This is a genomic window from Variovorax sp. P1_H12_2 (assembly GCF_056405335.1).
In genome coordinates this window covers 1-21847 of sequence record NZ_JBFUCI010000023.1, presented here as the reverse complement: position 1 = coordinate 21847, position 21847 = coordinate 1, and the positions used below count along the sequence as shown (strand labels likewise).

Annotated in this window: 22 protein-coding genes; 14 read left to right on the top strand and 8 right to left on the bottom strand. The window is 67.6% G+C overall.

Going from position 1 to position 21847, the window contains the following annotated elements; genetic code table 11:
- Window positions 1–119: 119 nt before the first annotated feature.
- The 10 genes from AC1D2K_RS04620 to AC1D2K_RS04575 are packed head-to-tail and all read left to right on the top strand — an operon-like array spanning window position 120 to window position 14391.
- Window positions 120–1376, top strand: a complete 1257-nt coding sequence (locus AC1D2K_RS04620) for an MFS transporter (protein ID WP_478086659.1) — start codon at window positions 120–122, stop codon at window positions 1374–1376.
- Between the two features lie 28 nt (window positions 1377–1404).
- Window positions 1405–3060 carry an MFS transporter gene (locus AC1D2K_RS04615; protein WP_478086657.1) on the top strand — a complete coding sequence of 552 codons (1656 nt, stop codon included), beginning with the start codon at window positions 1405–1407 and terminating at the stop codon, window positions 3058–3060.
- A gap of 36 nt (window positions 3061–3096) precedes the next feature.
- Window positions 3097–6912: a nitrate reductase subunit alpha gene (locus AC1D2K_RS04610; protein ID WP_478086656.1), complete on the top strand. Its 3816-nt coding sequence runs from the start codon at window positions 3097–3099 to the stop codon at window positions 6910–6912.
- Window positions 6909–8441, top strand: coding sequence for a nitrate reductase subunit beta (narH, locus tag AC1D2K_RS04605; protein ID WP_478086654.1), 1533 nt, complete (start codon window positions 6909–6911; stop codon window positions 8439–8441). The genes AC1D2K_RS04610 and narH overlap by 4 nt, the downstream gene beginning before the upstream one ends.
- A 2-nt stretch (window positions 8442–8443) precedes the next feature.
- Window positions 8444–9139 (top strand): nitrate reductase molybdenum cofactor assembly chaperone, encoded by a 696-nt coding sequence (narJ, locus tag AC1D2K_RS04600; protein WP_478086653.1) that lies wholly within the window; start codon window positions 8444–8446, stop codon window positions 9137–9139.
- Window positions 9136–9870, top strand: coding sequence for a respiratory nitrate reductase subunit gamma (narI, locus tag AC1D2K_RS04595; RefSeq protein ID WP_478086651.1), 735 nt, complete (start codon window positions 9136–9138; stop codon window positions 9868–9870). Before narJ ends, narI begins: the two co-directional genes overlap by 4 nt.
- Window positions 9871–9889: 19 nt before the next feature.
- Window positions 9890–10681 (top strand): peptidylprolyl isomerase, encoded by a 792-nt coding sequence (locus AC1D2K_RS04590; protein ID WP_478086649.1) that lies wholly within the window; start codon window positions 9890–9892, stop codon window positions 10679–10681.
- Complete coding sequence (locus AC1D2K_RS04585) at window positions 10678–11367, top strand: carbonic anhydrase (RefSeq protein WP_478086647.1); 690 nt, start codon at window positions 10678–10680, stop codon at window positions 11365–11367. Before AC1D2K_RS04590 ends, AC1D2K_RS04585 begins: the two co-directional genes overlap by 4 nt.
- A gap of 49 nt (window positions 11368–11416) precedes the next feature.
- On the top strand, window positions 11417–13804 hold the full coding sequence (locus AC1D2K_RS04580) for an adenosylcobalamin-dependent ribonucleoside-diphosphate reductase (RefSeq protein WP_478086670.1): 2388 nt from the start codon (window positions 11417–11419) through the stop codon (window positions 13802–13804).
- Window positions 13801–14391, top strand: a complete 591-nt coding sequence (locus AC1D2K_RS04575) for a nitroreductase family protein (protein ID WP_478086646.1) — start codon at window positions 13801–13803, stop codon at window positions 14389–14391. Before AC1D2K_RS04580 ends, AC1D2K_RS04575 begins: the two co-directional genes overlap by 4 nt.
- 40 nt (window positions 14392–14431) lie before the next feature.
- On the opposite strand, the gene AC1D2K_RS04570 is transcribed toward AC1D2K_RS04575, so the two are convergent.
- Window positions 14432–14833 (bottom strand): ribonucleotide reductase subunit alpha, encoded by a 402-nt coding sequence (locus AC1D2K_RS04570; protein WP_478086644.1) that lies wholly within the window; start codon window positions 14831–14833, stop codon window positions 14432–14434.
- A gap of 86 nt (window positions 14834–14919) precedes the next feature.
- On the opposite strand from AC1D2K_RS04570, the gene AC1D2K_RS04565 reads away from it, so the two are divergent.
- The gene (locus AC1D2K_RS04565; protein ID WP_478086642.1) at window positions 14920–15366 is read left to right on the top strand and encodes a DUF411 domain-containing protein; all 447 of its coding nucleotides are present in this window, start codon (window positions 14920–14922) and stop codon (window positions 15364–15366) included.
- Window positions 15367–15586: 220 nt separating this feature from the next.
- Window positions 15587–16663, top strand: a complete 1077-nt coding sequence (locus AC1D2K_RS04560; protein ID WP_478086640.1) for a transporter substrate-binding domain-containing protein — start codon at window positions 15587–15589, stop codon at window positions 16661–16663.
- Window positions 16664–16681: 18 nt separating this feature from the next.
- Here AC1D2K_RS04560 and AC1D2K_RS04555 read toward each other — a convergent pair whose 3' ends face one another.
- From AC1D2K_RS04555 to AC1D2K_RS04545, 3 genes are all read right to left on the bottom strand, one after another.
- Complete coding sequence (locus tag AC1D2K_RS04555) at window positions 16682–17485, bottom strand: ABC transporter permease (protein ID WP_478086638.1); 804 nt, start codon at window positions 17483–17485, stop codon at window positions 16682–16684.
- A 150-nt stretch (window positions 17486–17635) separates the two neighbouring features.
- A complete protein-coding gene (locus tag AC1D2K_RS04550; RefSeq protein WP_478086669.1) occupies window positions 17636–18472 on the bottom strand; it encodes an ABC transporter permease in 837 nt (278 codons plus the stop codon).
- Window positions 18473–18491: 19 nt separating this feature from the next.
- Entirely contained in the window at window positions 18492–19487 is a 996-nt protein-coding gene (locus AC1D2K_RS04545) for an ABC transporter ATP-binding protein (RefSeq protein ID WP_478086636.1), read from the bottom strand.
- A 204-nt stretch (window positions 19488–19691) separates the two neighbouring features.
- On the opposite strand from AC1D2K_RS04545, the gene AC1D2K_RS04540 reads away from it, so the two are divergent.
- Window positions 19692–19955: a ribbon-helix-helix domain-containing protein gene (locus AC1D2K_RS04540; protein ID WP_478086634.1), complete on the top strand. Its 264-nt coding sequence runs from the start codon at window positions 19692–19694 to the stop codon at window positions 19953–19955.
- A complete protein-coding gene (locus AC1D2K_RS04535) occupies window positions 19952–20284 on the top strand; it encodes a type II toxin-antitoxin system RelE/ParE family toxin (protein WP_478086632.1) in 333 nt (110 codons plus the stop codon). The genes AC1D2K_RS04540 and AC1D2K_RS04535 overlap by 4 nt, the downstream gene beginning before the upstream one ends.
- Before the next feature lie 40 nt (window positions 20285–20324).
- On the opposite strand, the gene AC1D2K_RS04530 is transcribed toward AC1D2K_RS04535, so the two are convergent.
- From AC1D2K_RS04530 to AC1D2K_RS04515, 4 genes are all read right to left on the bottom strand, one after another.
- Complete coding sequence (locus tag AC1D2K_RS04530) at window positions 20325–20588, bottom strand: hypothetical protein (RefSeq protein ID WP_478086630.1); 264 nt, start codon at window positions 20586–20588, stop codon at window positions 20325–20327.
- 14 nt (window positions 20589–20602) lie between these two features.
- Window positions 20603–21040: a hypothetical protein gene (locus tag AC1D2K_RS04525; RefSeq protein ID WP_478086629.1), complete on the bottom strand. Its 438-nt coding sequence runs from the start codon at window positions 21038–21040 to the stop codon at window positions 20603–20605.
- The gene (locus AC1D2K_RS04520) at window positions 21037–21378 is read right to left on the bottom strand and encodes a LysM peptidoglycan-binding domain-containing protein (protein ID WP_478086627.1); all 342 of its coding nucleotides are present in this window, start codon (window positions 21376–21378) and stop codon (window positions 21037–21039) included. The genes AC1D2K_RS04525 and AC1D2K_RS04520 overlap by 4 nt, the downstream gene beginning before the upstream one ends.
- A 217-nt stretch (window positions 21379–21595) precedes the next feature.
- The coding region (locus AC1D2K_RS04515) for a hypothetical protein (RefSeq protein ID WP_478086625.1) at window positions 21596–21847 on the bottom strand (252 nt) is incomplete at its 5' end.

Here is a 21847-nt window from a genome sequence, read left to right as displayed (position 1 = left end):
GGACGATGCCGGCCGCGCGCCCATCGTTCCTCTGYCGTCGGCCGGCCCTCCTCCCGAAGGATGCCGCGACGGGCGCCGAATTCCTACAGTCGGTTCATGACTGATGAGCGGACTGCAGGATGACGAAAAAGAGCCAAGGACTCGCGGTGCTGCTGGTCAGCACGCTGGCCTTCACCGTGTGTTTCATGGTGTGGATGATGTTCGGCGTGATCGGCATCCCGATCAAGAAGATGCTGGGCCTGAACGCCACCGAGTTCGGCCTGCTGACGGCCATGCCGGTGCTCACGGGCTCGCTGATCCGCGTGCCGCTGGGCATCTGGACCGACAGATACGGCGGCCGCATCGTGATGGCCGTGCTGATGGCGGTCACCGTGCCGGCCATCTGGCTGATGAGCTACGCCACCGAGTATTGGCACTTCCTGGTCATCGGCCTGTTCGTCGGCCTGGCCGGCGGTTCCTTCTCGGTCGGCACGCCCTACGTCGCGCGCTGGTTTCCTCGCAACCGCCAGGGCTTCGCGATGGGCGTGTACGGTGCGGGCAACTCAGGCGCTGCCGTCAACAAGTTCGTCGCACCGGCGCTCATGGTGGCCTTCGGCTGGACCATGGTTCCGATGGCCTACGCGGCCATCATGCTGGGCACCCTGGTGCTGTTCTGGATGTTCAGCGCCAGCGACCCGGCGCATCGGGTGCCCTCGAACACGAAGTTCGCCGACCAGCTGAAGATGCTGAAGGAGCCGAAGGTGCTGAAGTACTRCCAGTACTACAGCATCGTGTTCGGCGGCTACGTCGCGCTGTCGCTGTGGATGGTGCAGTACTACGTCGGCGAGTTCGGCCTGGACATTCGCGCCGCCGCCTTGCTGGCCGCCTGCTTCTCGCTGCCCGGCGGCGTGCTGCGCGCCGGCGGCGGCTGGCTGTCCGACAAGTACGGCGCGCACAGCGTGACCTGGTGGGTGCTGTGGGTCAGCTGGATCTGCCTGTTCCTGCTGTCGTACCCGCAGACCGACTTCACGGTGCTCACCGTCAATGGCCCCAGGAGCTTCCACCTCGGGCTGAACGTCTATGCCTTCACCGCCCTGATGTTCCTGCTGGGCATCGCCTTCGCATTCGGCAAGGCCAGCGTCTTCAAGTACATCAGCGACGACTACCCCGAGAACATCGGCACCGTCAGCGGCATCGTCGGCCTGGCCGGCGGCATGGGCGGCTTCGTGCTGCCGATCCTGTTCGGCGTGCTGATGGACCTCACCGGCATCCGCTCCAGCGCTTTCATGCTCATGTACGGCGTGGTCTGGGTGTCGCTCATCTGGATGTACTGGACCGAAGTGCGCCGCACCGAAGTCATGGGCCGCAACGCCCCCGCGTTCAACCTCGGTGGCTAGCCAGACATCCGACCCTGCAAGGACTGACATGACCGAATCCCTTCGCGCGGCATCTCCCGCACCCGCATCCGCCAGCGGCGCCGACATCTCCGACTGGCGCCCTGAAGACGAGGCGTTCTGGGAATCCTCCGGCAGGCGGATCGCCTACCGCAACCTCTGGATCTCGGTGCCCGCCCTGCTGTGCGGCTTCGCGATCTGGGGCATGTGGGGAATCATCACGGTGCAGATGCTGAACCTGGGCTTTCCGTTCAGCCAGGCCGAGCTGTTCTCGCTCACGGCCATCGCGGGCCTGGCCGGCGCCACGATGCGCATCCCGGCCTCGTTCCTGATCCGCCTGGCCGGTGGCCGCAACACGATCTTCCTGACCACCGCGATGCTGCTGGCCCCGGCACTCGGGACCGGCATCGTGCTGCAGCACAAGGACTGGCCGCTGTGGTCCTTCCAGCTGATGGCGCTGTGGTCGGGCGTGGGCGGCGGCAACTTCGCCAGCTCGATGTCCAACATCAGCACCTTCTTCCCCAAGCGGCTGCAGGGAACCGCGCTCGGCCTGAACGCCGGCCTCGGCAATTTCGGCGTCACCACGATGCAGATCGTCATCCCGCTGGTGATGACGGTGGGCCTGTTCGGCAGCTTCGGCGGCGAGCCCATGACGCTGGTGAAGGACAGCGGCTGGATCCTCGGGAAGATCCTGGCCGGCACGCCGACCTACATCCAGAACGCCGGCTTCGCCTGGCTGCTGTCCCTGGTGCCGCTGTCGGCGCTGTGCYGGTTCGGGATGAACAACCTCAAGAACGTGTCGCCGAACACCGGGGGCACGATCGCGGCGTTCCTCAAGATCATCTGGCTCTACACGCTGTCGTTCCTGCCCGCGGGCCTGGGCCTGTACCTGTACCTGCCCGCGCCGACCGGCCTGGGGCTGCTGAACATGTGGGTGGCGATGCCGCTGATCATCGTCGGCACCCTGGGCGTGATGAAGCTCACGGCCTTCGGCACCATGAAGGACAACATCGCCGCGCAGTTCGCCATCTTCAGGAACAGGCACACCTGGGCGCTCACGCTGCTCTACATGGTCACCTTCGGCTCCTTCATCGGTTTCTCGATGGCGCTGCCGCTGGCCATCACGGTGATCTTCGGCATCAGCCACGTGCCCGATGCGGCCGGCGTGCTGCAGCACACGCTGAAGAACCCGAACGCGCCCTCGGCGCTCACCTACGCCTGGATCGGCCCCTTCGTCGGCGCCGGCGTGCGCCCGATCGGCGGCTGGATCTCCGACCGCTTCGGCGGCTCGATCGTCACGCAGATCATCTCCGCGGTGATGGTGGTGGCGTCGGTGGCGGTGGGCTACGTGATGCTGCTGGCCTACCAGTCGGCCACGCCCGAGCAGTACTTCCTGCCGTTCATGGCGCTCTTCGTGCTGCTGTTCACCGCCAGCGGCATCGGCAACGGCAGCACCTTCCGCACCATCGGCGTGATCTTCGACCGCCAGCAGGCCGGCCCGGTGCTGGGCTGGACCTCGGCGGTGGCCGCGTACGGCGCCTTCATCGCGCCGGTGGTCATCGGCGCGCAGATCAAGGCCGCCACGCCGCAATACGCCATGTACGGCTTTGCCGTGTTCTATGCGCTGTGCCTGGTTCTCAACTGGTGGTTCTACCTGCGCAAGAACGCGTACGTGAAGAACCCCTGAGCCGCACACCCACCCGCGAATTTACGGAGACTCTCCATGAGCCATTTTCTGGATCGACTGACCTATTTCTCGAGCCCGCGTGAGGCGTTCTCGGGCGCCCACGGCGTGACCACGGGCGAAGACCGCACCTGGGAGGACGCCTACCGCAACCGCTGGGCGCACGACAAGATCGTGCGCAGCACGCACGGCGTGAACTGCACCGGGTCCTGCTCCTGGAAGATCTACGTCAAGGGCGGCATCGTGACCTGGGAGACCCAGCAGACCGACTATCCGCGCACCCGCTGGGACATGCCCAACCACGAACCGCGCGGCTGCGCGCGCGGCGCCAGCTACAGCTGGTACCTCTACAGCGCCAACCGGGTCAAGTACCCGATGGTGCGCGGCCGGCTGCTCAAGAGCTGGCGCGAGGCGCGCCTGTCGCACGAGCCGGTGGCCGCCTGGGCCAGCATCGTCGAGGACGACGCGAAGCGGCGCGACTACCAGCAGATCCGCGGGCTCGGCGGCTTCGTGCGCTCGAGCTGGGACGAGGTCAACGAGATCGTCGCGGCGGCCAACGTCCACACGATCAAGAAGCACGGCCCCGACCGCATCATCGGCTTCTCACCGATTCCGGCGATGTCGATGGTCAGCTATGCGGCGGGCAGCCGCTACCTGAGCCTGATCGGCGGCGTCTGCATGAGCTTCTACGACTGGTACTGCGACCTGCCGCCGAGCAGCCCGCAGGTCTGGGGCGAGCAGACCGACGTGCCGGAATCGGCCGACTGGTTCAACTCCAGCTTCATCATCGCCTGGGGTTCCAACGTGCCGCAGACGCGCACGCCCGATGCCCACTTCTTCACCGAGGTCCGCTACAAGGGCACCAAGACCGTGGCGGTGACGCCCGACTACTCCGAAGTCGCCAAGCTGGCCGACATCTGGATGAACCCCAAGCAGGGCACCGATGCCGCCGTCGCGATGGCGATGGGCCACGTGATCCTGAAGGAGTTCTACTTTCCCGACCGCGGCGAGCGCAGCGCCTACTTCGACGAGTACGTGCGCCGCTTCACCGACATGCCGATGCTGGTCATGCTCAAGGAGCACACGCTGCCCAGCGGCGAGGTCGTCACCGTGCCCGACCGCTACCTGCGGGCCTCCGACTTCAACGGAAACCTGGGCCAGGCCAACAACCCCGAATGGAAGACCGTGGCCTTCGACGAGGCCGGGCGGGTGGTGCTGCCGAACGGGGCGATCGGCTTCCGCTGGGGCCCGGATGGCCGCGCCGACGAAGGCCAGTGGAACCTGCAAGCCAAGGAGGCGCGCCACGGCGAGGAAGTGCGGCTGCAGCTCTCGGTGCTCGAGGGCGACGCACCGAGCGGCGAGACGGCCAAGGTCGGCTTCCCGTACTTCGGCGGCATCGCGAGCGAGAACTTCCCGAACAATGTGCAGACGGATGTGCTGGTGCGCACGGTCCCGGTCCGGCGCATTTCGCTGGGCAAGGCCGGCGAAGCCCGCGATGCGCTGGTCGCGACCGTGTTCGACCTGCAGGTGGCGAACTACGGCGTGGCCCGCGGCCTGGCCGGCGAGATGGCCGCGAAGGACTTCGATGACGACACGCCCTACACGCCGGCCTGGCAGGAGCGCATCACCGGCACGCCGCGCGCGCAGCTGATCGCGGTGGCCCAGCAGTTCGCCGAGAACGCGCACAAGACGCAGGGCAAGTCGATGGTGATCATCGGCGCCGCGATGAACCACTGGTACCACAGCGACATGAACTACCGCGGCGTCATCAACATGCTGATGCTGTGCGGCTGCATCGGCCAGTCCGGCGGCGGCTGGGCGCACTACGTGGGCCAGGAGAAGCTGCGCCCGCAGACCGGCTGGACGCCGCTGGCCTTCGCGCTCGACTGGGTCCGCCCGCCGCGGCAGATGAACAGCACCAGCTTCTTCTACGCCCACACCGACCAGTGGCGCTACGAGAAGTTGGGCATGGAAGAGGTGCTCTCGCCGCTGGCCGACAAGAAGCTCTACGGCGGCAGCATGATCGACTACAACGTGCGCGCCGAGCGCATGGGCTGGCTGCCGTCGGCGCCCCAGCTGCAGACCCATCCCATGCGGGTGGTGCGCGACGCCGCCGCCGCGGGCATGGACCCCAAGGACTACGCCGTGCGGGGATTGAAGGACGGCAGCCTCCAGCTGAGCTGCACCGACCCCGACCATCCGGACAACTGGCCGCGCAACATGTTCGTGTGGCGCTCCAACATCCTGGGCTCCAGCGGCAAGGGCCACGAGTACTTCCTCAAGCACCTGCTGGGCACGAGCAACGGCGTGCAGGGCAAGGACCTGGGTGCGGAAGAGGCCAAACCCACCGAAGTGGCATGGCACGACAAGGCGCCCGAAGGCAAGCTCGACCTGCTGGTCACGCTCGACTTCCGCATGAGCACCACCTGCCTGTACAGCGACATCGTGCTGCCCACGGCCACCTGGTATGAGAAGAACGACCTCAACACCAGCGACATGCACCCCTTCATCCACCCGCTGTCGACCGCGGTCGACCCGGCCTGGCAATCGCGCAGCGACTGGGACATCTACAAGGGCTTCGCGAAGAAATTCAGCGAGCTCTGCGTCGGCCACCTGGGCGTCGAACGCGAGCTGGTGCTGTCGCCGCTGATGCACGACAGCCCGTCGGAGCTGGCGCAGCCCTTCGACGTCAAGGACTGGAAGCGTGGCGAGTGCGAGCTGATCCCCGGCAAGACCGCGCCGAACATGCTGGTCGTCGAGCGCGACTATCCGAACACCTACAAGCGGTTCACCGCGCTCGGCCCGCTGATGAACAAGGTCGGCAACGGCGGCAAGGGCATCGCCTGGAACACCCAGGCCGAGGTAAAGCAGCTCGGCGAGCTGAGCGGGCTGGTCACCGCCGAGGGCGTGACCTGCGGCATGCCGCGGATCGAGACCGACATCGATGCCTGCGAGACGATCCTGCAGCTCGCGCCCGAGACCAACGGCCATGTGGCGGTCAAGGCCTGGCAAGCCCTGGGCAAGCAGACCGGACTGGACCACACCCACCTGGCGATCCACCGCGAGGACGAGAAGATCCGCTTCCGCGACATCCAGGCCCAGCCGCGCAAGATCATCAGCTCGCCGACCTGGAGCGGCATCGAGAGCGAGACCGTCTCGTACAACGCCGGCTACACCAACGTGCACGAGATGATTCCCTGGCGCACGCTGACCGGGCGCCAGCAGTTCTACATGGACCACCCGTGGATGATCGCCTTCGGCGAGGGCTTCACCAGCTACCGCCCGCCGGTCGACCTGAAGACCACCTCGGGCATCCAGGGCATCAAGCCCAACGGCAACACCGAGATCGCGTTGAACTTCATCACGCCGCACCAGAAGTGGGGCATTCACTCGACCTACACCGACAACCTGCTGATGCTGACGCTCAGCCGCGGCGGGCCCTGCGTGTGGCTGAGCGAGGACGACGCCAAGCGCGCGGGCATCGTGGACAACGACTGGATCGAGCTGTTCAACCTCAACGGCGCCATCGCGGCGCGCGCGGTGGTGAGCCAGCGCGTCAAGCCAGGCATGGTGATGATGTACCACGCCCAGGAGAAGATCGTGAACACGCCGGGCTCCGAGATCACCGGCGCGCGCGGCGGCATTCACAACTCGGTGACGCGCATCGTGCTCAAGCCGACCCACATGATCGGCGGCTACGCGCAGTTCAGCTACGGCTTCAACTACTACGGAACCATCGGCACCAACCGCGACGAGTTCGTCGTGGTCCGCAAGATGAACAAGGTCGACTGGCTGGACACCCCCGTCGCCGACGAACTCATCGCCAAGGTCCAGGCACAAGGAGAAGTCGCATGAAGATCCGCGCCCAGATCGGGATGGTGCTCAACCTCGACAAGTGCATCGGCTGCCACACCTGCTCGGTCACCTGCAAGAACGTCTGGACCAGCCGTCCGGGCATGGAGTACGCCTGGTTCAACAACGTCGAGACCAAGCCCGGCATCGGCTACCCGAAGGAATGGGAGAACCAGGACAAGTGGAACGGCGGCTGGGTGCGCAAGGCCAACGGCACGATCGAGCCGCGCCAGGGCGCGAAGTGGAAGCTGCTGATGCGCATCTTCGCCAACCCGAACCTGCCCGAGATCGACGACTACTACGAACCCTTCACCTTCGACTACGGGCATCTGCAGTCGGCGCCCGAGATGAAGGCCACGCCGACCGCCCGCCCGCGCAGCCTGATCACCGGCAAGCAGATGGACAAGATCGTCTGGGGTCCGAACTGGGAGGAGATCCTCGGGGGCGAATTCAGCAAGCGCAGCAAGGACAGGAACCTCGAAGGCTTCGAGGCGATGCAGAAGGACATGCTCGGCCAGTTCGAGAACACCTTCATGATGTACCTGCCGCGCCTGTGCGAGCACTGCCTGAACCCCGCGTGCGTGGCCTCGTGCCCGTCGGGCTCGATCTACAAGCGCGAGGAAGACGGCATCGTGCTGATCGACCAGGACAAGTGCCGCGGCTGGCGCATGTGCGTCTCGGGCTGCCCCTACAAGAAGATCTACTACAACTGGAAGAGCGGCAAGGCCGAGAAGTGCATCTTCTGCTACCCGCGCATCGAGGCCGGCCAGCCGACCGTGTGCAGCGAGACCTGCGTCGGGCGCATCCGCTACCTCGGCGTGCTGCTGTACGACGCCGACCGCATCCAGGAAGCCGCCAGCGTCGAACACGACCGTGATCTCTATCAGGCGCAGCTCGACATCTTCCTCGACCCGAACGATCCGAAGGTGATCGCCCAGGCGCAGATCGACGGCATCCCCGACAAGTGGATGGAGGCGGCGCGCAACAGCCCGGTCTACAAGATGGCGGTGCAGTGGAAGGTGGCGCTGCCGCTGCACCCCGAGTACCGCACGCTGCCGATGGTCTGGTATGTGCCGCCGCTGTCGCCCATCAGCGCCGCGGCCAACGCCGGGCACGTCGGCGCCAACGGCGAGATTCCGGACGTGAGCCAGCTGCGCATCCCGGTCAATTACCTGGCGAACCTGCTGACGGCGGGCGACACCGCGCCCGTCGTGYGCTCGCTCGAACGGATGCTGGCGATGCGCGCCTACCAGCGCGAGAAGCACGTCGACGGGCGGATCAACGAGGCCGTGCTCAAGCAGGTCGGCATCACCCAGGCCGAGGTGGAGGAGATGTACCACGTGATGGCCATCGCCAACTACGAGGACCGCTTCGTGATCCCCACCACCCACCGCGAATACGCCGAGAACACCTTCAACGTGCGCGGCGGCTGTGGCTTCAGCTTCGGCAACGGCTGCTCCGAAGGCAGCAGCGAAGGCAGCCTGTTCGGCAGCGAGAAGAAACGCACCATCCCGATCCGGGCGGAGATCTGACCATGTTCACGCTGAACGCCACCCGTCCCATGTCGACCAGCCTGCGCGTGCTCGGCGCGCTGCTCGGCTACCCCGACGCGCCGATGCGCGCCCACCTGCCGGAAATGCGCGTGCTGCTGCGCAGCGAAGGCGCGCTGCCGCCGGCGCGCATCGATGAGCTCGCCGCTCTGATCGACGCCCTGTTGGGCGCCGATCCGCTGGACGCCGAATCCGACTACGTCGAACTCTTCGACCGCGGGCGCGGCACCTCGCTGCACCTGTTCGAGCATGTGCACGGCGACTCGCGCGAGCGCGGTCCGGCCATGATCGACCTGGGCCAGACCTACGAGAAGGCCGGGCTGATCCTCGCCGAAGGCGAACTGCCCGACTATCTTCCCGCGGTGCTCGAGTTCGTCTCGACCCAGCCGGTGCGCGAGGCGCGCGCCTTCCTCGRCGAGATGACGCACATCTTCAACGCCATCTTCGGCGCCCTGCAGCAGCGCGAGAGCGCCTACGCCAGCGTGCTCGGCGCGCTGCTGGAGCTGGCGGGCGAGAAGGCCCGGCCGGTCCAGCCGCCGGCCGAGGAGGCGCTCGACGACAGCTGGGCCGAACCCATCGTTTTCGACGGCTGCTCGTCCAAGGGCCAGGCCCGGCCCGGCGAGGCGCAGCCGGTACGGATCGTACGCAAGAACAACATGCCACAAGGAGCATCGTCATGAACGGCGTCCACGGTTTTCTCTTCCAGGTCTATCCCTATGTCTGCCTCGCCGTGTTCCTGCTGGGCAGCCTGATCCGCTTCGACCAGAACCAGTACAGCTGGAAAAGCGATTCGTCGCAGCTGCTGCGCGCCGGCCTGCTGCGCTGGGGCAGCAACCTGTTCCACTTCGGCATCCTGTTCCTGTTCTTCGGCCACATGGTCGGGCTGTTCACGCCGCACTCGGTGTACGGCATCTTCATCAGCGCCGGCACCAAGCAGATGCTGGCCGTGGTGGCCGGCGGCATCGCAGGCGCATTCTGCTTCGTCGGCCTGTCGATGCTGCTGTACCGGCGCGTGTTCGATCCGCGCATCCGCCTGACCAGCCACCGCACGGACATCGCGATCCTGCTAATCCTGTGGGTGCAGCTGGTGATCGGCCTGATCACGCTCCCGTTCTCGTGGCAACACGCCGACGGCAGCACGATGATGATCCTGGCCGACTGGGCGCAGCGCATCGTCACGCTGCGGCCGGTGGATGCGTCCGCACTGGCCGTGCTGCCCTGGCCGTATCAGGTCCACATCGTGTTCGGCATGACGATCTTCCTGCTGTTCCCGTTCAGCCGCCTGGTGCACGTGTGGAGCGGCTTCGCCACCGTGGGCTTCCTGTTCCGCCCGCACCAGGTGGTGCGCAGCCGGCGCCTCAATGTGCCGGCGGACCACAACCAGCCGCGCCAGCCCGGCGCCGGCGTCTGAGATTCACCAGGTGACGACCATGCAAATCGAATCTGCAGCACCTTGCGCCGTGGTGGCGCGCATCAACGGCGTGCCGCTGAACCTCGCCACCGAAGCGCTGGGTCCGGACGCCCTGCGCCAGCGCGCCTGCACCGAGCTTCTGCGCCAGGCGGCCCAGCGGGACGGCCTGCTCGATGCGGCCGACGCGCGCACGGACGACGGCGTGGTCAGCGAAGCCGCGTCGCAGGCCATCGACGCCTGGCTGGAGCGCGAGCTGCAGCTGCCCGAGCCGTCGGAGGAAGCCTGCCGGCGCCACCATGCCGCGCACGCCGCGCGCTATCGAACGGGCGAACGTGTGCGGGCGCGCCACATCCTGTTTGCCGTGACCCCCGGCATGGATGTGGTGGCGCTGCGCAATCGCGCCGAGGCCTGCCTGCTCGACGTGCGCTGCCACGACGGCAGTGCCGACGGCAGCTTCGGCAAGGCTGCGCGCGAGCTGTCCAACTGCCCGAGCGGCGAGCTGGGCGGCGAACTCGGCTGGCTCGTCGCTGCCGACTGCGCGCCGGAATTCGCCCGCGAACTGTTCGGCCATGCGGAGGTCGGCGTGCTGCCGCGCCTGGTCCACAGCCGCTTCGGCCTGCATGTGGTCGAGGTGCTCGAACGCGAAGCCGGCACGGCGCAGCCTTTCGCGGCGGTCCAGGGCGCCGTGCGCCTGGCGCTGCGGCAACAGGCCTGGGTGACCGCGCTGCGCCAGTGCCTGCAGGTGCTGGCCGGCGAGGCCGAGGTCGAGGGCGTGGCGCTCGACGCCACGGACACGCCCCTGGTGCAATGACCCCTCCGCCTGCGGACGACGAACTGCTGCTGCGGCTGCGCCGTTTCAGGTCGGACTACTTCCCGCTGCACCAGCAACGCTTCGAGGATCTGGTGGCCGGCGGCCAGCATCCCAAGACGCTCTTCATCGGCTGCTCGGACTCGCGTCTCGTTCCTTACCTTCTGACCGGTGCCGGACCCGGGGAGCTGTTCATCGTGCGCAACGTCGGCGCCTTCGTACCGCCCTACGACGGCTCGCACGGACTGCACGGTACGACGGCGGCGATCGAGTTCGCGGTGCTGAGTCTGGAGGTGGAGAGCATCATCGTCTGCGGCCACAGTCACTGCGGCGCCATCCGCGCCGCCTACGAGGGCGTGCCGGAGGAGGCGGTCGCGCTGCAGGCCTGGCTTCGCCTGGCGACCGAGGCGCTGCTGCCCGTGCAGGCCGGTCCGGAGGCCCTGCTGCGCAGCGAACAACGCGCCGTCGTGCTGCAACTCGAGCGCCTGATGGACTACCCGATGGTGCGCCGCCAGGTCGAACGCGGCCGACTCACCCTGCACGGCTGGCATTATGTGATCGAGGAAGGAGAAGTCCATGTCTTTGATGCGCAACAAGGCGGCTTCGTGGCGGCGTCCGTAGCCTCCAACAGCGGAACCGGACCCTACCTGGCCTATGTGGAACACGATGGACAAATCACTGAAGACTGAAACTCTCGTCGGCGACAACGTCACAGCGCTGCCGCGCGCGCCGCGTGGCATGCGCACCGTGGCGGCGAATCCCCCCGCCCTGCCCGGTCAACCCATCAGCGACGACGTGCTGCGCGAGAAATACCTCAAGGCCGGCGAGAGCAGCGTGGAGGATCTCTACCGCCGCGTGGCTCGCGCGCTGGCTTCGGTCGAGCCGCAGGCGCAACAGGCGAAGTACGAGGCGCTCTTCCTCGACAACCTGCGGGCCGGCGCCATCGGTGCGGGCCGCATCATGAGCGCGGCCGGCACCGCGATCCAGGCCACGCTCATCAACTGCTTCGTCCAGCCCGTCGGCGACTGCATCCAGGGCCAGGACGACGAGGGCTGCCCCGGCATCTACGAGGCCCTGCGCGAGGCGGCCGAGACGATGCGGCGTGGCGGCGGCGTGGGCTACGACTTCTCGCGGATCCGCCCGCGCGGCGCACAGGTCAAGGGCACCGCGTCGATGGCCTCGGGCCCCTGCAGCTACATCAACGTGTTCGACCAGTCGTGCGCCACCGTCGAGAGCGCGGGTGCGCGTCGCGGCGCGCAGATGGGCGTGCTGCGCATCGACCATCCGGACGTCCTGGAGTTCATCACGGCCAAGCGCACGCCGGGGCGCTGGAACAACTTCAACGTCTCGGTCGGCGTGACCGACGCCTTCATGGAGGCGCTGGCCGCCGGACAGGACTGGCAGCTGGTGCACCGCGCGCCCCCCGGCGAGGGCCAGCTGGCGGAGGGCGCCTTCCGCCGCGACGACAGCCTCTGGGTCTATCGCAGCGTCGCCGCGCGCGCGCTGTGGGACACGGTGATGCGCTCGACCTACGATTTCGCCGAGCCCGGCATCCTCTTCCTCGACCGCATCAACGAGGACAACAACCTGCGCTATTGCGAGACGATCGCGGCCACCAATCCCTGTGGCGAGCAGCCGTTGCCGCCCTACGGCTGCTGCGACCTCGGTCCGATCGTGCTGACGCGCTTCGTGCGCCGGCCCTTCGGCATCGGCGGCGAACAGGCGTTCGACTTCGCCGCGTTCGAGCAGTCGGTCGCCCTGCAGGTGCGCGCGCTCGACAACGTGCTCGACCTCACCTTCTGGCCGCTGCCGCAGCAGCGTGCCGAGGCCATGGACAAGCGGCGCATCGGCGTCGGCTTCACCGGCCTGGGCAACACGCTGGCGATGCTGTGCCTGCGCTACGACCGGCCCGAAGGGCGCGCCATGGCGGTGCGCATCGCGCGCAGCATGCGCGACACCGCCTACGCGGCCTCGGTGGCGCTGGCGCAGGAGAAAGGCCCGTTCCCGGCCTTCGATGTCGAGGGCTACCTCGCTCCGGGCGGCTTCGCCAGCCGGCTCGACGCCGCGCAGCAGGCGGCCATCCGCCAGCACGGCATCCGCAACAGCCACCTGCTGTCGATCGCGCCGACGGGCACCGTCAGCCTCGCCTTCGCCGACAACGCCTCCAACGGCATCGAGCCGCCCTTCTCGTGGAGCTACCGGCGCAAGAAGCGCGAAGCCGACGGCAGCACGAGCGAATACGAGGTCGAGGACCATGCCTGGCGGCTCTACCGTTCGCTCGGCGGCGACGTGGCGCAATTGCCGGACTACTTCGTCTCGGCGCTCGCCATGCCGGCCGAGGGTCACCTGGCCATGATGGAGGCGGTTCAGCCCTTCGTCGACACCGCGATCTCGAAGACGGTGAACGTGCCGGCCGACTTCCCCTACGACGACTTCAAGGGCCTCTACCTGCAGGCCTGGCACGCGCGGCTCAAGGGCCTGGCGACCTACCGGCCCAACGCCATCCTGGGCTCGGTGCTGGACGCCGCGCCGGCGCCGCAGGCCGATACGGCATCGCAGCCGGTACCGGTCGACCCGATGCGTGCGGTGATCGAGAGCCGGCCGCAGGGCGAGCTCGCCGCGGTGGCCGAGAAGGTCGACTACTGGACCCAGCAGGGGCGTCACACGCTCTACCTGATCGTGTCCTTCCTGCCGGTGGCGGGTGGCCAGGAGCGGGCCATCGAGTTCTTCATGCCGGTCGGCCAGAGCGGCGAATCGCAGCAGTGGATCACCTCCAGCATGCGGCTGCTGTCGCTGGCCGCGCGCGGCGGCTTCCTCGACCGCGCGCTGGCCGACATGCGCAAGGTGGCGTGGGACCGCGGTCCGGTTCGCCTGGGCAGCTACGCCAAGGCCGATGGCACGCAGGTCCCGATGTGGCACGACTCGGAAGTCGCCGCCATCGCCTACGCGGTGCAGTCGCTGATCGCGCGGCGCAGCGGCCCTGCGTTGGCGGGGCCGCCCGCCGCGGGAAGCGATCCGGCGCCGTTGCCCGGCGCCAAGTGCCCCGAATGCGGCGCGCGCGCCATGATCCGAAAGGACGGCTGCGACCACTGCACCTCCTGCGGCCACTTGGGCAGCTGCGGATGAGCGCACTGGCGCCGGATGATCTGGCCGCTCTGCTGGAAGCGCGCCGCACCGTGCTGCCCAAGCGCCTCGGCGCGCCGGGGCCGGGCCCCGCCGAGCTCGGGCAGATCCTGGAGGCGGCCGCTTCGGCGCCCGACCATGGTCGGCTGAGGCCGTGGCGCTTCGTCATCGTGCCGGCAGATTCGCGCGGGCGGCTGGCCGACGTGTTCGAACGCTCGCTGGTCGAGCGCGACGCCGCGGCCACGCCGCAGCAACGCGGGCAGGCGCGCGAGAAGGCCTTCCGCGCCCCGTTGCTGATGCTGGCGATCGCCCGCCTGGGCCCCGCCGAAGAGGACATCCCGGCCGCCGAGCGGCTGCTGTCGGCCGGCTGCGCGATCCAGAACATGCTGCTGATGGCGACCGCGCTCGACTACGGCTCGGCACTGACCACGGGCAAGGCGCTGTCATCGGCCAGCCTGCGCGCACTGTTCGCGCTCGACCCCACGGAGGAGCCGCTGTGCTTCGTCAGCCTCGGCACCGTGCTGGCGCACCGACCGGCACCGGTGCGGCCAGGCAGCGGGCTTTACGTCACCGAACTGGAGGCGCCATGAGGGCGCATGGCCGCCTGCACGCCACCGTCGCGCTGCGGCCTCAGCCGAACTGAACCGGCTGGCCCTGGGTGTCGAGCGCCAGGTAGCCACCGAAGCTGCCGCGGCGCACGTTCTCCACCATGGCCTCCAGCGCGCTGTCGATGCGGACCTGCGACGGCGGCTGGCCATGGGTCCCGGCCAGCGCCGCCACGAACACCACGCGCCAGGGCAGTCCGGTGCGGCGCGACTCGAGCGCCAGCGCCTCGAAGGTGCTGAGCTCGGCAACGCTTTTCTCCACGCAGGCGCGCGGCGCCAGGGCACCACCGCGGCCGGCCTCGAAGCCGGCGCGCTGCGCCTCGTCGGCATCGTCGGGCAGCTCGGCATCGGCAAAGACGAACAGCAGGCGCTGCGGTTCACGCTGCTGGCGCGCGGCTTGGAGAAGCTGGTCGAAGTGAGAAGTCATCCCCCCAGTCTGCCAGCTCTGGATCGCGCCGCATTGCACTGGATCAAGGCACACTCGTCCAAATGCAAATGAAAGGTCCCCGTCCTATGAATCGACGCTCTCTCCTCGGCGCGCTCGCCACGCTGCCGCTGCTGCAGACACTCCCCGCCCATGCGGCATCGAAGGTCCAGGTGTACAAGAACCCGAGCTGCGGATGCTGCACGGCATGGGTCGACCACCTGAAGGCCGCCGGCTTCGCCGTCAACGTCACCGAGGTGGACGACACCGCGGCGGTGCGCAAGCGCCTGGGCATGCCGGATCGCCTGGCCGGGTGCCACACGGGCATCGTGGAGGGCTACGCGCTCGAAGGGCATGTCCCGGCCGCCGACGTCAAGCGCCTGCTGGCATCGAAACCGCAGGCCGTCGGGCTGGCCGTGCCGGGCATGCCGGTCGGCTCGCCAGGGATGGAATACGGAGACCGCAAGGACCGCTACCAGGTCATCCTCGTCGATCGCAAGGGCCGCGAGACGGTGTTCGCGACCTATCCCGCCTGAGCGGCCTGAAGCCTCCGGGCCCTCTTCGGGCCATTGCCTTGCACCCGCCTCTTCGCGATGATGAAATGCGTGGGCGAGCCCAGGGCGCCCTGTGCGCGGTTCATCGTTCCAAACCAGGTGGTCCCACATGCCAACGCCGTCAGAGGGATGCAGGAAGGTCGTAGCGATCGACCGCGGCAGCCGAAGGGGCCCCGGCGCTTGGGTGAGCCTGCGGCGATGCATGGGCCTCGCGCTCATCGGGGCGGCGCTGTGGCTGTGCGCTGCGCCTTCGTTCGCCGCCGAGGCCGCGCCAGAACACCCCCGTGCGCTGCGCGTGGCGACGGGCGCGGTGGCGCCTTTCGTGTTCGTGCGGGAAGATCAGGTGACAGGGTTCAGCGCCGACCTCTGGAGCGAGCTGGCGCGCCGGATGCGCATCGAGTTTGCCTGGGTCGACGCAGGGTCGCGCGCCGACCAGCTGGAGAGCGTGCGCCGCGGCGACGCCGACGTCGCCATCTCGGCCATCGTGATGACGCCGGAGCGCGAACAGATCGCCGACTTCTCTCAGTCGTATTTCGATTCGGGCCTGCAGATCATGGTCCGCGCCGAGGAGGAGGGCCCGATCCTCGCGACCTTGCAAGCCATCCCCTGGATGGCCATCGGGAAGCTGTTCGCCGCGGCGATCGTCCTGGTGTTCCTGTGGGCGAACGTGCTGTGGATCATCGAGCGAACCTTCAAGCCCAATCTCGGCAAGGGCTACCTGGCGGGCGTCGGCAACGAGATATGGAACACGGTGCTGATCATCGCCACCGGCGAGCACGGCGAGCGCAGCGATCCGGGCACGTTCAGGCGGATCGTGATCGCATGCGTGTGGCTGATGGGGATCGTGCTGATCACGCAGTTGACTGCGACCGTGACCTCGTCGCAGACCGTGCAGCGCCTGCGCTCGAGCATTGCCGGGCCGGGCGACTTGCCAGGAAAGACGGTCGCGACCGTCCCCGGCACCGTCGCGGCCGATTACCTGACGCATCTGCAGCTGCCGTTCGTGGAGGTTGCCAGCCCGGCCGCCGGCATCGAGCTTCTCAAGCGCGGCAGCGTGCAGGCCATGGTCTTCGACGCGCCCACCTTGCGGTACTGGGCGGCCCGGTCGGACCACGGCGCGCTGGAGGTCGTCGGTCCCGTGTTCAGGCCCGAGAAGTACGGCATCGTGGTGGCGCTCGGCGACCCGCTGCGCAAACGGATCAACGAGGCCCTGCTCGAGATCTACCGGGACGGGAGCTACGAGCGCATCCACGACAAGTGGTTCGCCGCACACCCGTAGCCCTAGGGCGTGTTCACCCTAGCTCCCGCTCGACGCGTAGTGCCTGACGCCCACCCGCCAGACGGCGAATGAAGCCCCCAGGAACGCGAACCCTGCCAGCGGCGACACCCAGCCGACCCAGGTCGGCGCGCCGAGCGGGTCGACCCGCCCGAGGATCGACAGACCCGGGTAATAGACCACGCAGGCCAGCGGCACCACGAAGGTCAGCAGCCGGCGAAACCAGCGCGCGTAGAGCGCCATCGGGAACTGGCCGGCTTCCACCCCGCCATAAGTGAAGACGTTGGCGACCTCCAGGCTTTCGACGGTCCAGAAAGCCAGCGTGCCCTGCAGCACCAGAATGCCGAGAAACAGCGCCACTCCGCCCGCAATGGCGAACAGCGCAAGCACGACGGCTTGCGGCGTCCAGTCGATGCCGCCCTGGAGGGTGGCAAAGACCAGCACCAGCAGGCCTTGAAACAGCCGGCCGAAGCGGCTGAGGCGAACGTCGTGCCCCATCAGTTGCAGCGCCAGCGACCGCGGCCGCAGCAGCAGCCGGTCGAAGGCGCCGGTGCGCAGGAGCTCGGTGCCAAGCGCGTCGAAGCCACGGCCCAGCGCATCGGCCAGCGCGAACATGATGTGGACCAGGCCGTAGAACAGGGCCACCTCGCCGATGCGCCAGCCCTTCACCTCGCCGAAGCGATCGAACAGGGCCCAGATCGCGACCACCTCGATGCCGGTCGCGAGAAACTGCGACAGCGTCAGCAGCAGCGCCGACGCCGGATAGCGCGCCTGGCCCTTGACCGACGCGGCGACGAACCGGAAGAAAAGCGACACGCCGTTCATCTCAGTAGGCCCACGACGCCATCGCATGACCCGCGACATATGAAACCGGCGCAGCCCAAGTCCAGGGATACCGCGGAACCGGCTTCGCCGGGCCGCTGGTATCGCCCCCTTGAGGGGGCAGCGCCGCAGGCGCTTCGGGGGTGTTCCATCCTATCCGCCTTGGACTTCGAGCCGGCGCATGGTGCGCGCCAGGGCGAGCCGGCCGAGCGCGATCAGGGCCACGATCCAGAAGGCCTGCAGCGCGAGGCCGCCCAAGGCCTGCCACCCGGTGAACTGTGCCGAATAGAGCCGCATCGGAATGTCGAGCAGACCGGCCAGCGGTTGCAGCAGCAGCGCCGTCTGCCAGGCGTCGGGCAGCAGCGCCAGCGGCAGCAGGTTGCCCGACAGCACCACCACCAACGGCACCGCGAGCGCATTGATGCCGCGCTCGTTCAGCGCCGCCACGGCCGCCACGTTGAGCAGCATGACCATCGACGCCGACAGCAGCCATGCGAGCGCGGCGGACAGCACGAAGCCCGCGCCGGCGCCGATGTCGCGCGGCAGTTGCCAGCCCCATTCGCCCCATCCGAGCAGAGGCAGCGCCACCGCCGCGAAGCCCGCCATCAGCGCCAGCCGCGGCAGCATGCGAGCAGCGATCCAGCCCGCGCTGCGCACGTACCAGAGCGCATAGGCATCGACCGGCCGCAGCCGGTCGTAGGCGACCGAGCCGCTGCGCACGGCCTGTGCCACCTCCGGGTCGCCGGCCCAGGGCAGCAGCGTGAGCAGCCCCTGCGCGAGCCAGGTGTAGGTGATGGCGTGTGCCAGCGTCATCGGCAGCGGGTCCGCCGTGGCGCCGGCGTAGAAGGCCGCCAGCACCATCACCTTGATGCCGCCCCACCAGCACTGCGTGCCGAAGCCGGCCAGCGCGGCCGTGCGGTACTGCAGCATTTGCAGGAAGCGCGAGGCGAAGGCGGCGGTGTAGGGGCGGACGAGGTCGCGCCAGGTCATTTTTGGCATCTCCGGCGGCTCATGCTTCGGCCGCTCCGTGCATTGCGTAGAAGCGCGCGATGATCTCCTCGATCGCCAGGCCTTCGAGCCTGATGTCCTCGATCGCATGGTCGGCGGCGATGCGCGCGATCAGCGCCTGCGGGGTCACGCGCGCCGGATCGAAGCCCAGCACCGCCGTGCGCCCGTCGCGCGACAGCAGGCCGACGCCGGGCAGGTCGATCTGATCCGGCGCGGCGCCCGCGAAGTCCACCACCAGGCGCCGATCGGCCAGCACCTGGGCGCGCAGCGCCTCGATCGGGCTGTCGGTCAGCACGCGGCCGTGGCCGATGACGATCACGCGCTCGGCCAGCGCCTCGATGTCGTGCATGTCGTGGGTGGTCAGCAGCACGGTGGTGCCGCGCTCGCGATTGGCGCGCCGCACGAAGTCGCGCACCGCGAGCTTCGACGGTGCGTCGAGCCCGATGGTCGGTTCATCGAGGAACAGAAGGTCGGGCTCGTGCAGCAGCGCCGCCGCGATCTCGGCGCGCATGCGCTGGCCGAGCGACAGCTGGCGCACCGGCTGGTCGAGCAGCCGCTCGAGCTTCAGCAGCGCCACCAGTTCGTCGCGCGTGCGGCGGTAGCGCGCCGGCTCGACCCGGTAGATGTCGCGCAGCAGGTCGAAGCCCTCGCCCACCGGCAGGTCCCACCACAGCTGGGTGCRCTGGCCGAACACCACGCCGATGCGGCCGACGTGGCGCTCGCGGTCGTGGAACGGATCGCGCCCGTCGACCGCCACCTGCCCGCCGTCGGGGCGCAGGATGCCGGCGAGGATCTTGATGGTGGTCGACTTGCCGGCGCCGTTCGGGCCGATGAAGCCGAGCAGCTCGCCGCGCTCCAGCGCGAACGACACGCCGGACAAGGCCTCGACCGTGCGGTGGCGCCGATGCAGCACGCCCCGGATCGCGCCGATCACGCCCGGATCGCGCTCGGAGATGCGGTAGGTCTTGACGAGGCGGTCGACGAGGATGTGAGGCATGTGGCGAAGCGCCCGCTGTGCGCGGCGAGAAATCGGCGGGGGGCGAATTCTAGGGGTTCGTGCAAGCCCACCGGCGCGGTGGCGCCCCACCAAGGCGACGCACGGCGCAGGAGACCGCCGACATGCAGCGAGTACGGACGCGTGCGGGATCTGTCCGCGGCCCCGCGCTTTGCCAAATTTTGCCAAACAGCATAAGCTTGCGTCATGAGCACCATGAACGTATCCCTGCCGGACGCCATGAAGTCGTTCGTCGATGAGCAGGTGGTCGAACGCGGCTATGGCACAAGCAGTGAATATGTGCGCGAGCTCATCCGCAAGGACCAACAGAGGCTTCAGCTGCGCAGTCTGCTTCTCCGAGGAGGCCTCTCGGCGCCCGCCGCCGGGGCGGACAAGGCCTACTTCGATGGCCTGCGTGAGAGGGTGCGCGCCTCGGGCAAGAAACCAGATCGGGCCGGCAGCAAAAGGTGAAGGCAAAAACGGTCGTCCCGCGAGAACAGGCAAACCGAGACGTTGACGACGCCATTGCCGTCTACCTGGGAGAGGATGCGAAAAGTGCCGCCCTTAGCTTCATCGACGAGCTCGAAGCTGCCTACATCCACATCAGCCGGCACCCCGGCACGGGCTCCACGCGCTGCGCACATGAGCTCGACTTGCCAGGACTGCGCTTTTGGCCATTGGCTCGCTTCCCACACTTGGTTTTCTACTTCGAACAGCCAGACTGCATCGACGTCTGGCGCGTCCTCCACGGCCAGCGCGATCTACTTGCATGGATGCAGGCGTCGGACATAGGCTCCTGACCTGCGTGCTGGCGAACGCGAACGAGAGGCCGCTTTGACGTCAATCCGCGAAGACTTCGGTATCGACCTCGGTACTGCTCTGCGCGCGGTAGCGTTCACCGACCACGGTGCGCTGGTTGATCAGCGCATCGACCCGTGCGAACAGCTCGGGCGTCAACCGCGCCTCGGCGGCCTGCAGGTTCTCGTGCAGGTGGTCGAGGCTCGTGGTGCCGGKGATCGGGATGACGTGCTCGCCCATCGAGTCCTCKATCGGCACCGACTTGACCCAGAGGTGCACGATGACTTCGCGTTGTGCCTGGCTCAAGCGATCCGCCTTCACTATTTGCTCTCTTGCACGAAGGGGAGATTGCAGCGCTGCGACGGCATCGGGCCCAGAGGGCAGTAGTCGGAAGAGCCCGGATCGTCATGGCGCTGGTGGTAATCCTCGACGCTTTGATAACCAATTGCGGCCCAGTGGTCCCCGCCTTGCTTTGCGATCTCCATGACCTCGTACAGACAGGCCTTGCTGCGCTTCTTGAACCTGTAGGCGACGAAGGGCTTTTCACCCTTGAGGTCGCTCGCGATGACTTCGTATGGGCTCGCCTTGCAGACGCTGAACTGCGCCTGCCATTCGATGGTCCTGGCAGTGATGTTGACACGGCCGTAACACGCGCGCCCCCAACTCGGATAGCTTCCCGCGCAAGGCGGACCGGAGATCGCAGCTGACGTGAACCCCAACACGAGAGCGGCGACGCATGCCGAGAAAAGGGCCTTCATCGTGGACCTCTCTGCCTGACTGCATTCATCGCGTATTCAAGCTTCATCGAATATCTCGGATCGCCCTTCGGTTGGCCGTTGCCGTTGTAGCGCCTTGCCACCATTGAGAAGGTCCAAGGCTTCCAGTCAGCGACGATCTTCCGTATCGACGCCCTCTGGCATTTCAGCACCTGTCCCGCTCTGAGGCCATGAATCCCGGGGTTCAGCTTCTGCATGGTCTCGACAGTGCTGCGGTTCCTTCGTGCCAGCGTACTGAAGCTGTCCCCTGCGCCCGCCGTTACGTCAAATACGTTGGCGTCGTCGGGCACCGTGGTGAAGCCATAGTCGGCCATGCGCATGAGCAAGTAGCCGACGGCACATCATGGCCTTGACCGCAATCGCTGCCGGCCCGGTTGATGCCTTCTTTCCACTTCTGAAATCCGTCTTCGTCGCTGCCGCTTGCTGCCGTCGCCATGGACGCCTCCTTTTTCGATCGAACCGGTTCGGAGGCTACCGTGGGCAAGGTGGAAAACGAGCAGCGACTGGTCTCTTACCCAAACTCTCGGAAAATTCCGGTCACCTTTCGATCAAGTGCCAGCGGATGTGCGGCAGCCAGGCCCGCCTGTCGATGTAGTCCTTCAGGCCTTGGGCCGGCGGTCGAGCTCCGCCTGGGCGAAAAACGCGCTCGATTCCGTGCGAGGACCTGCCAAGCAGCGATGGGAGGGTGGGACTGTGGCCGTACGAGTTGATTCTGGACGAGGCGACATCTCGCGATCTAATGGAAGGGCTGCTCGAATGGGCGAAACCCTCGGGGATGAAGTTCAGGAT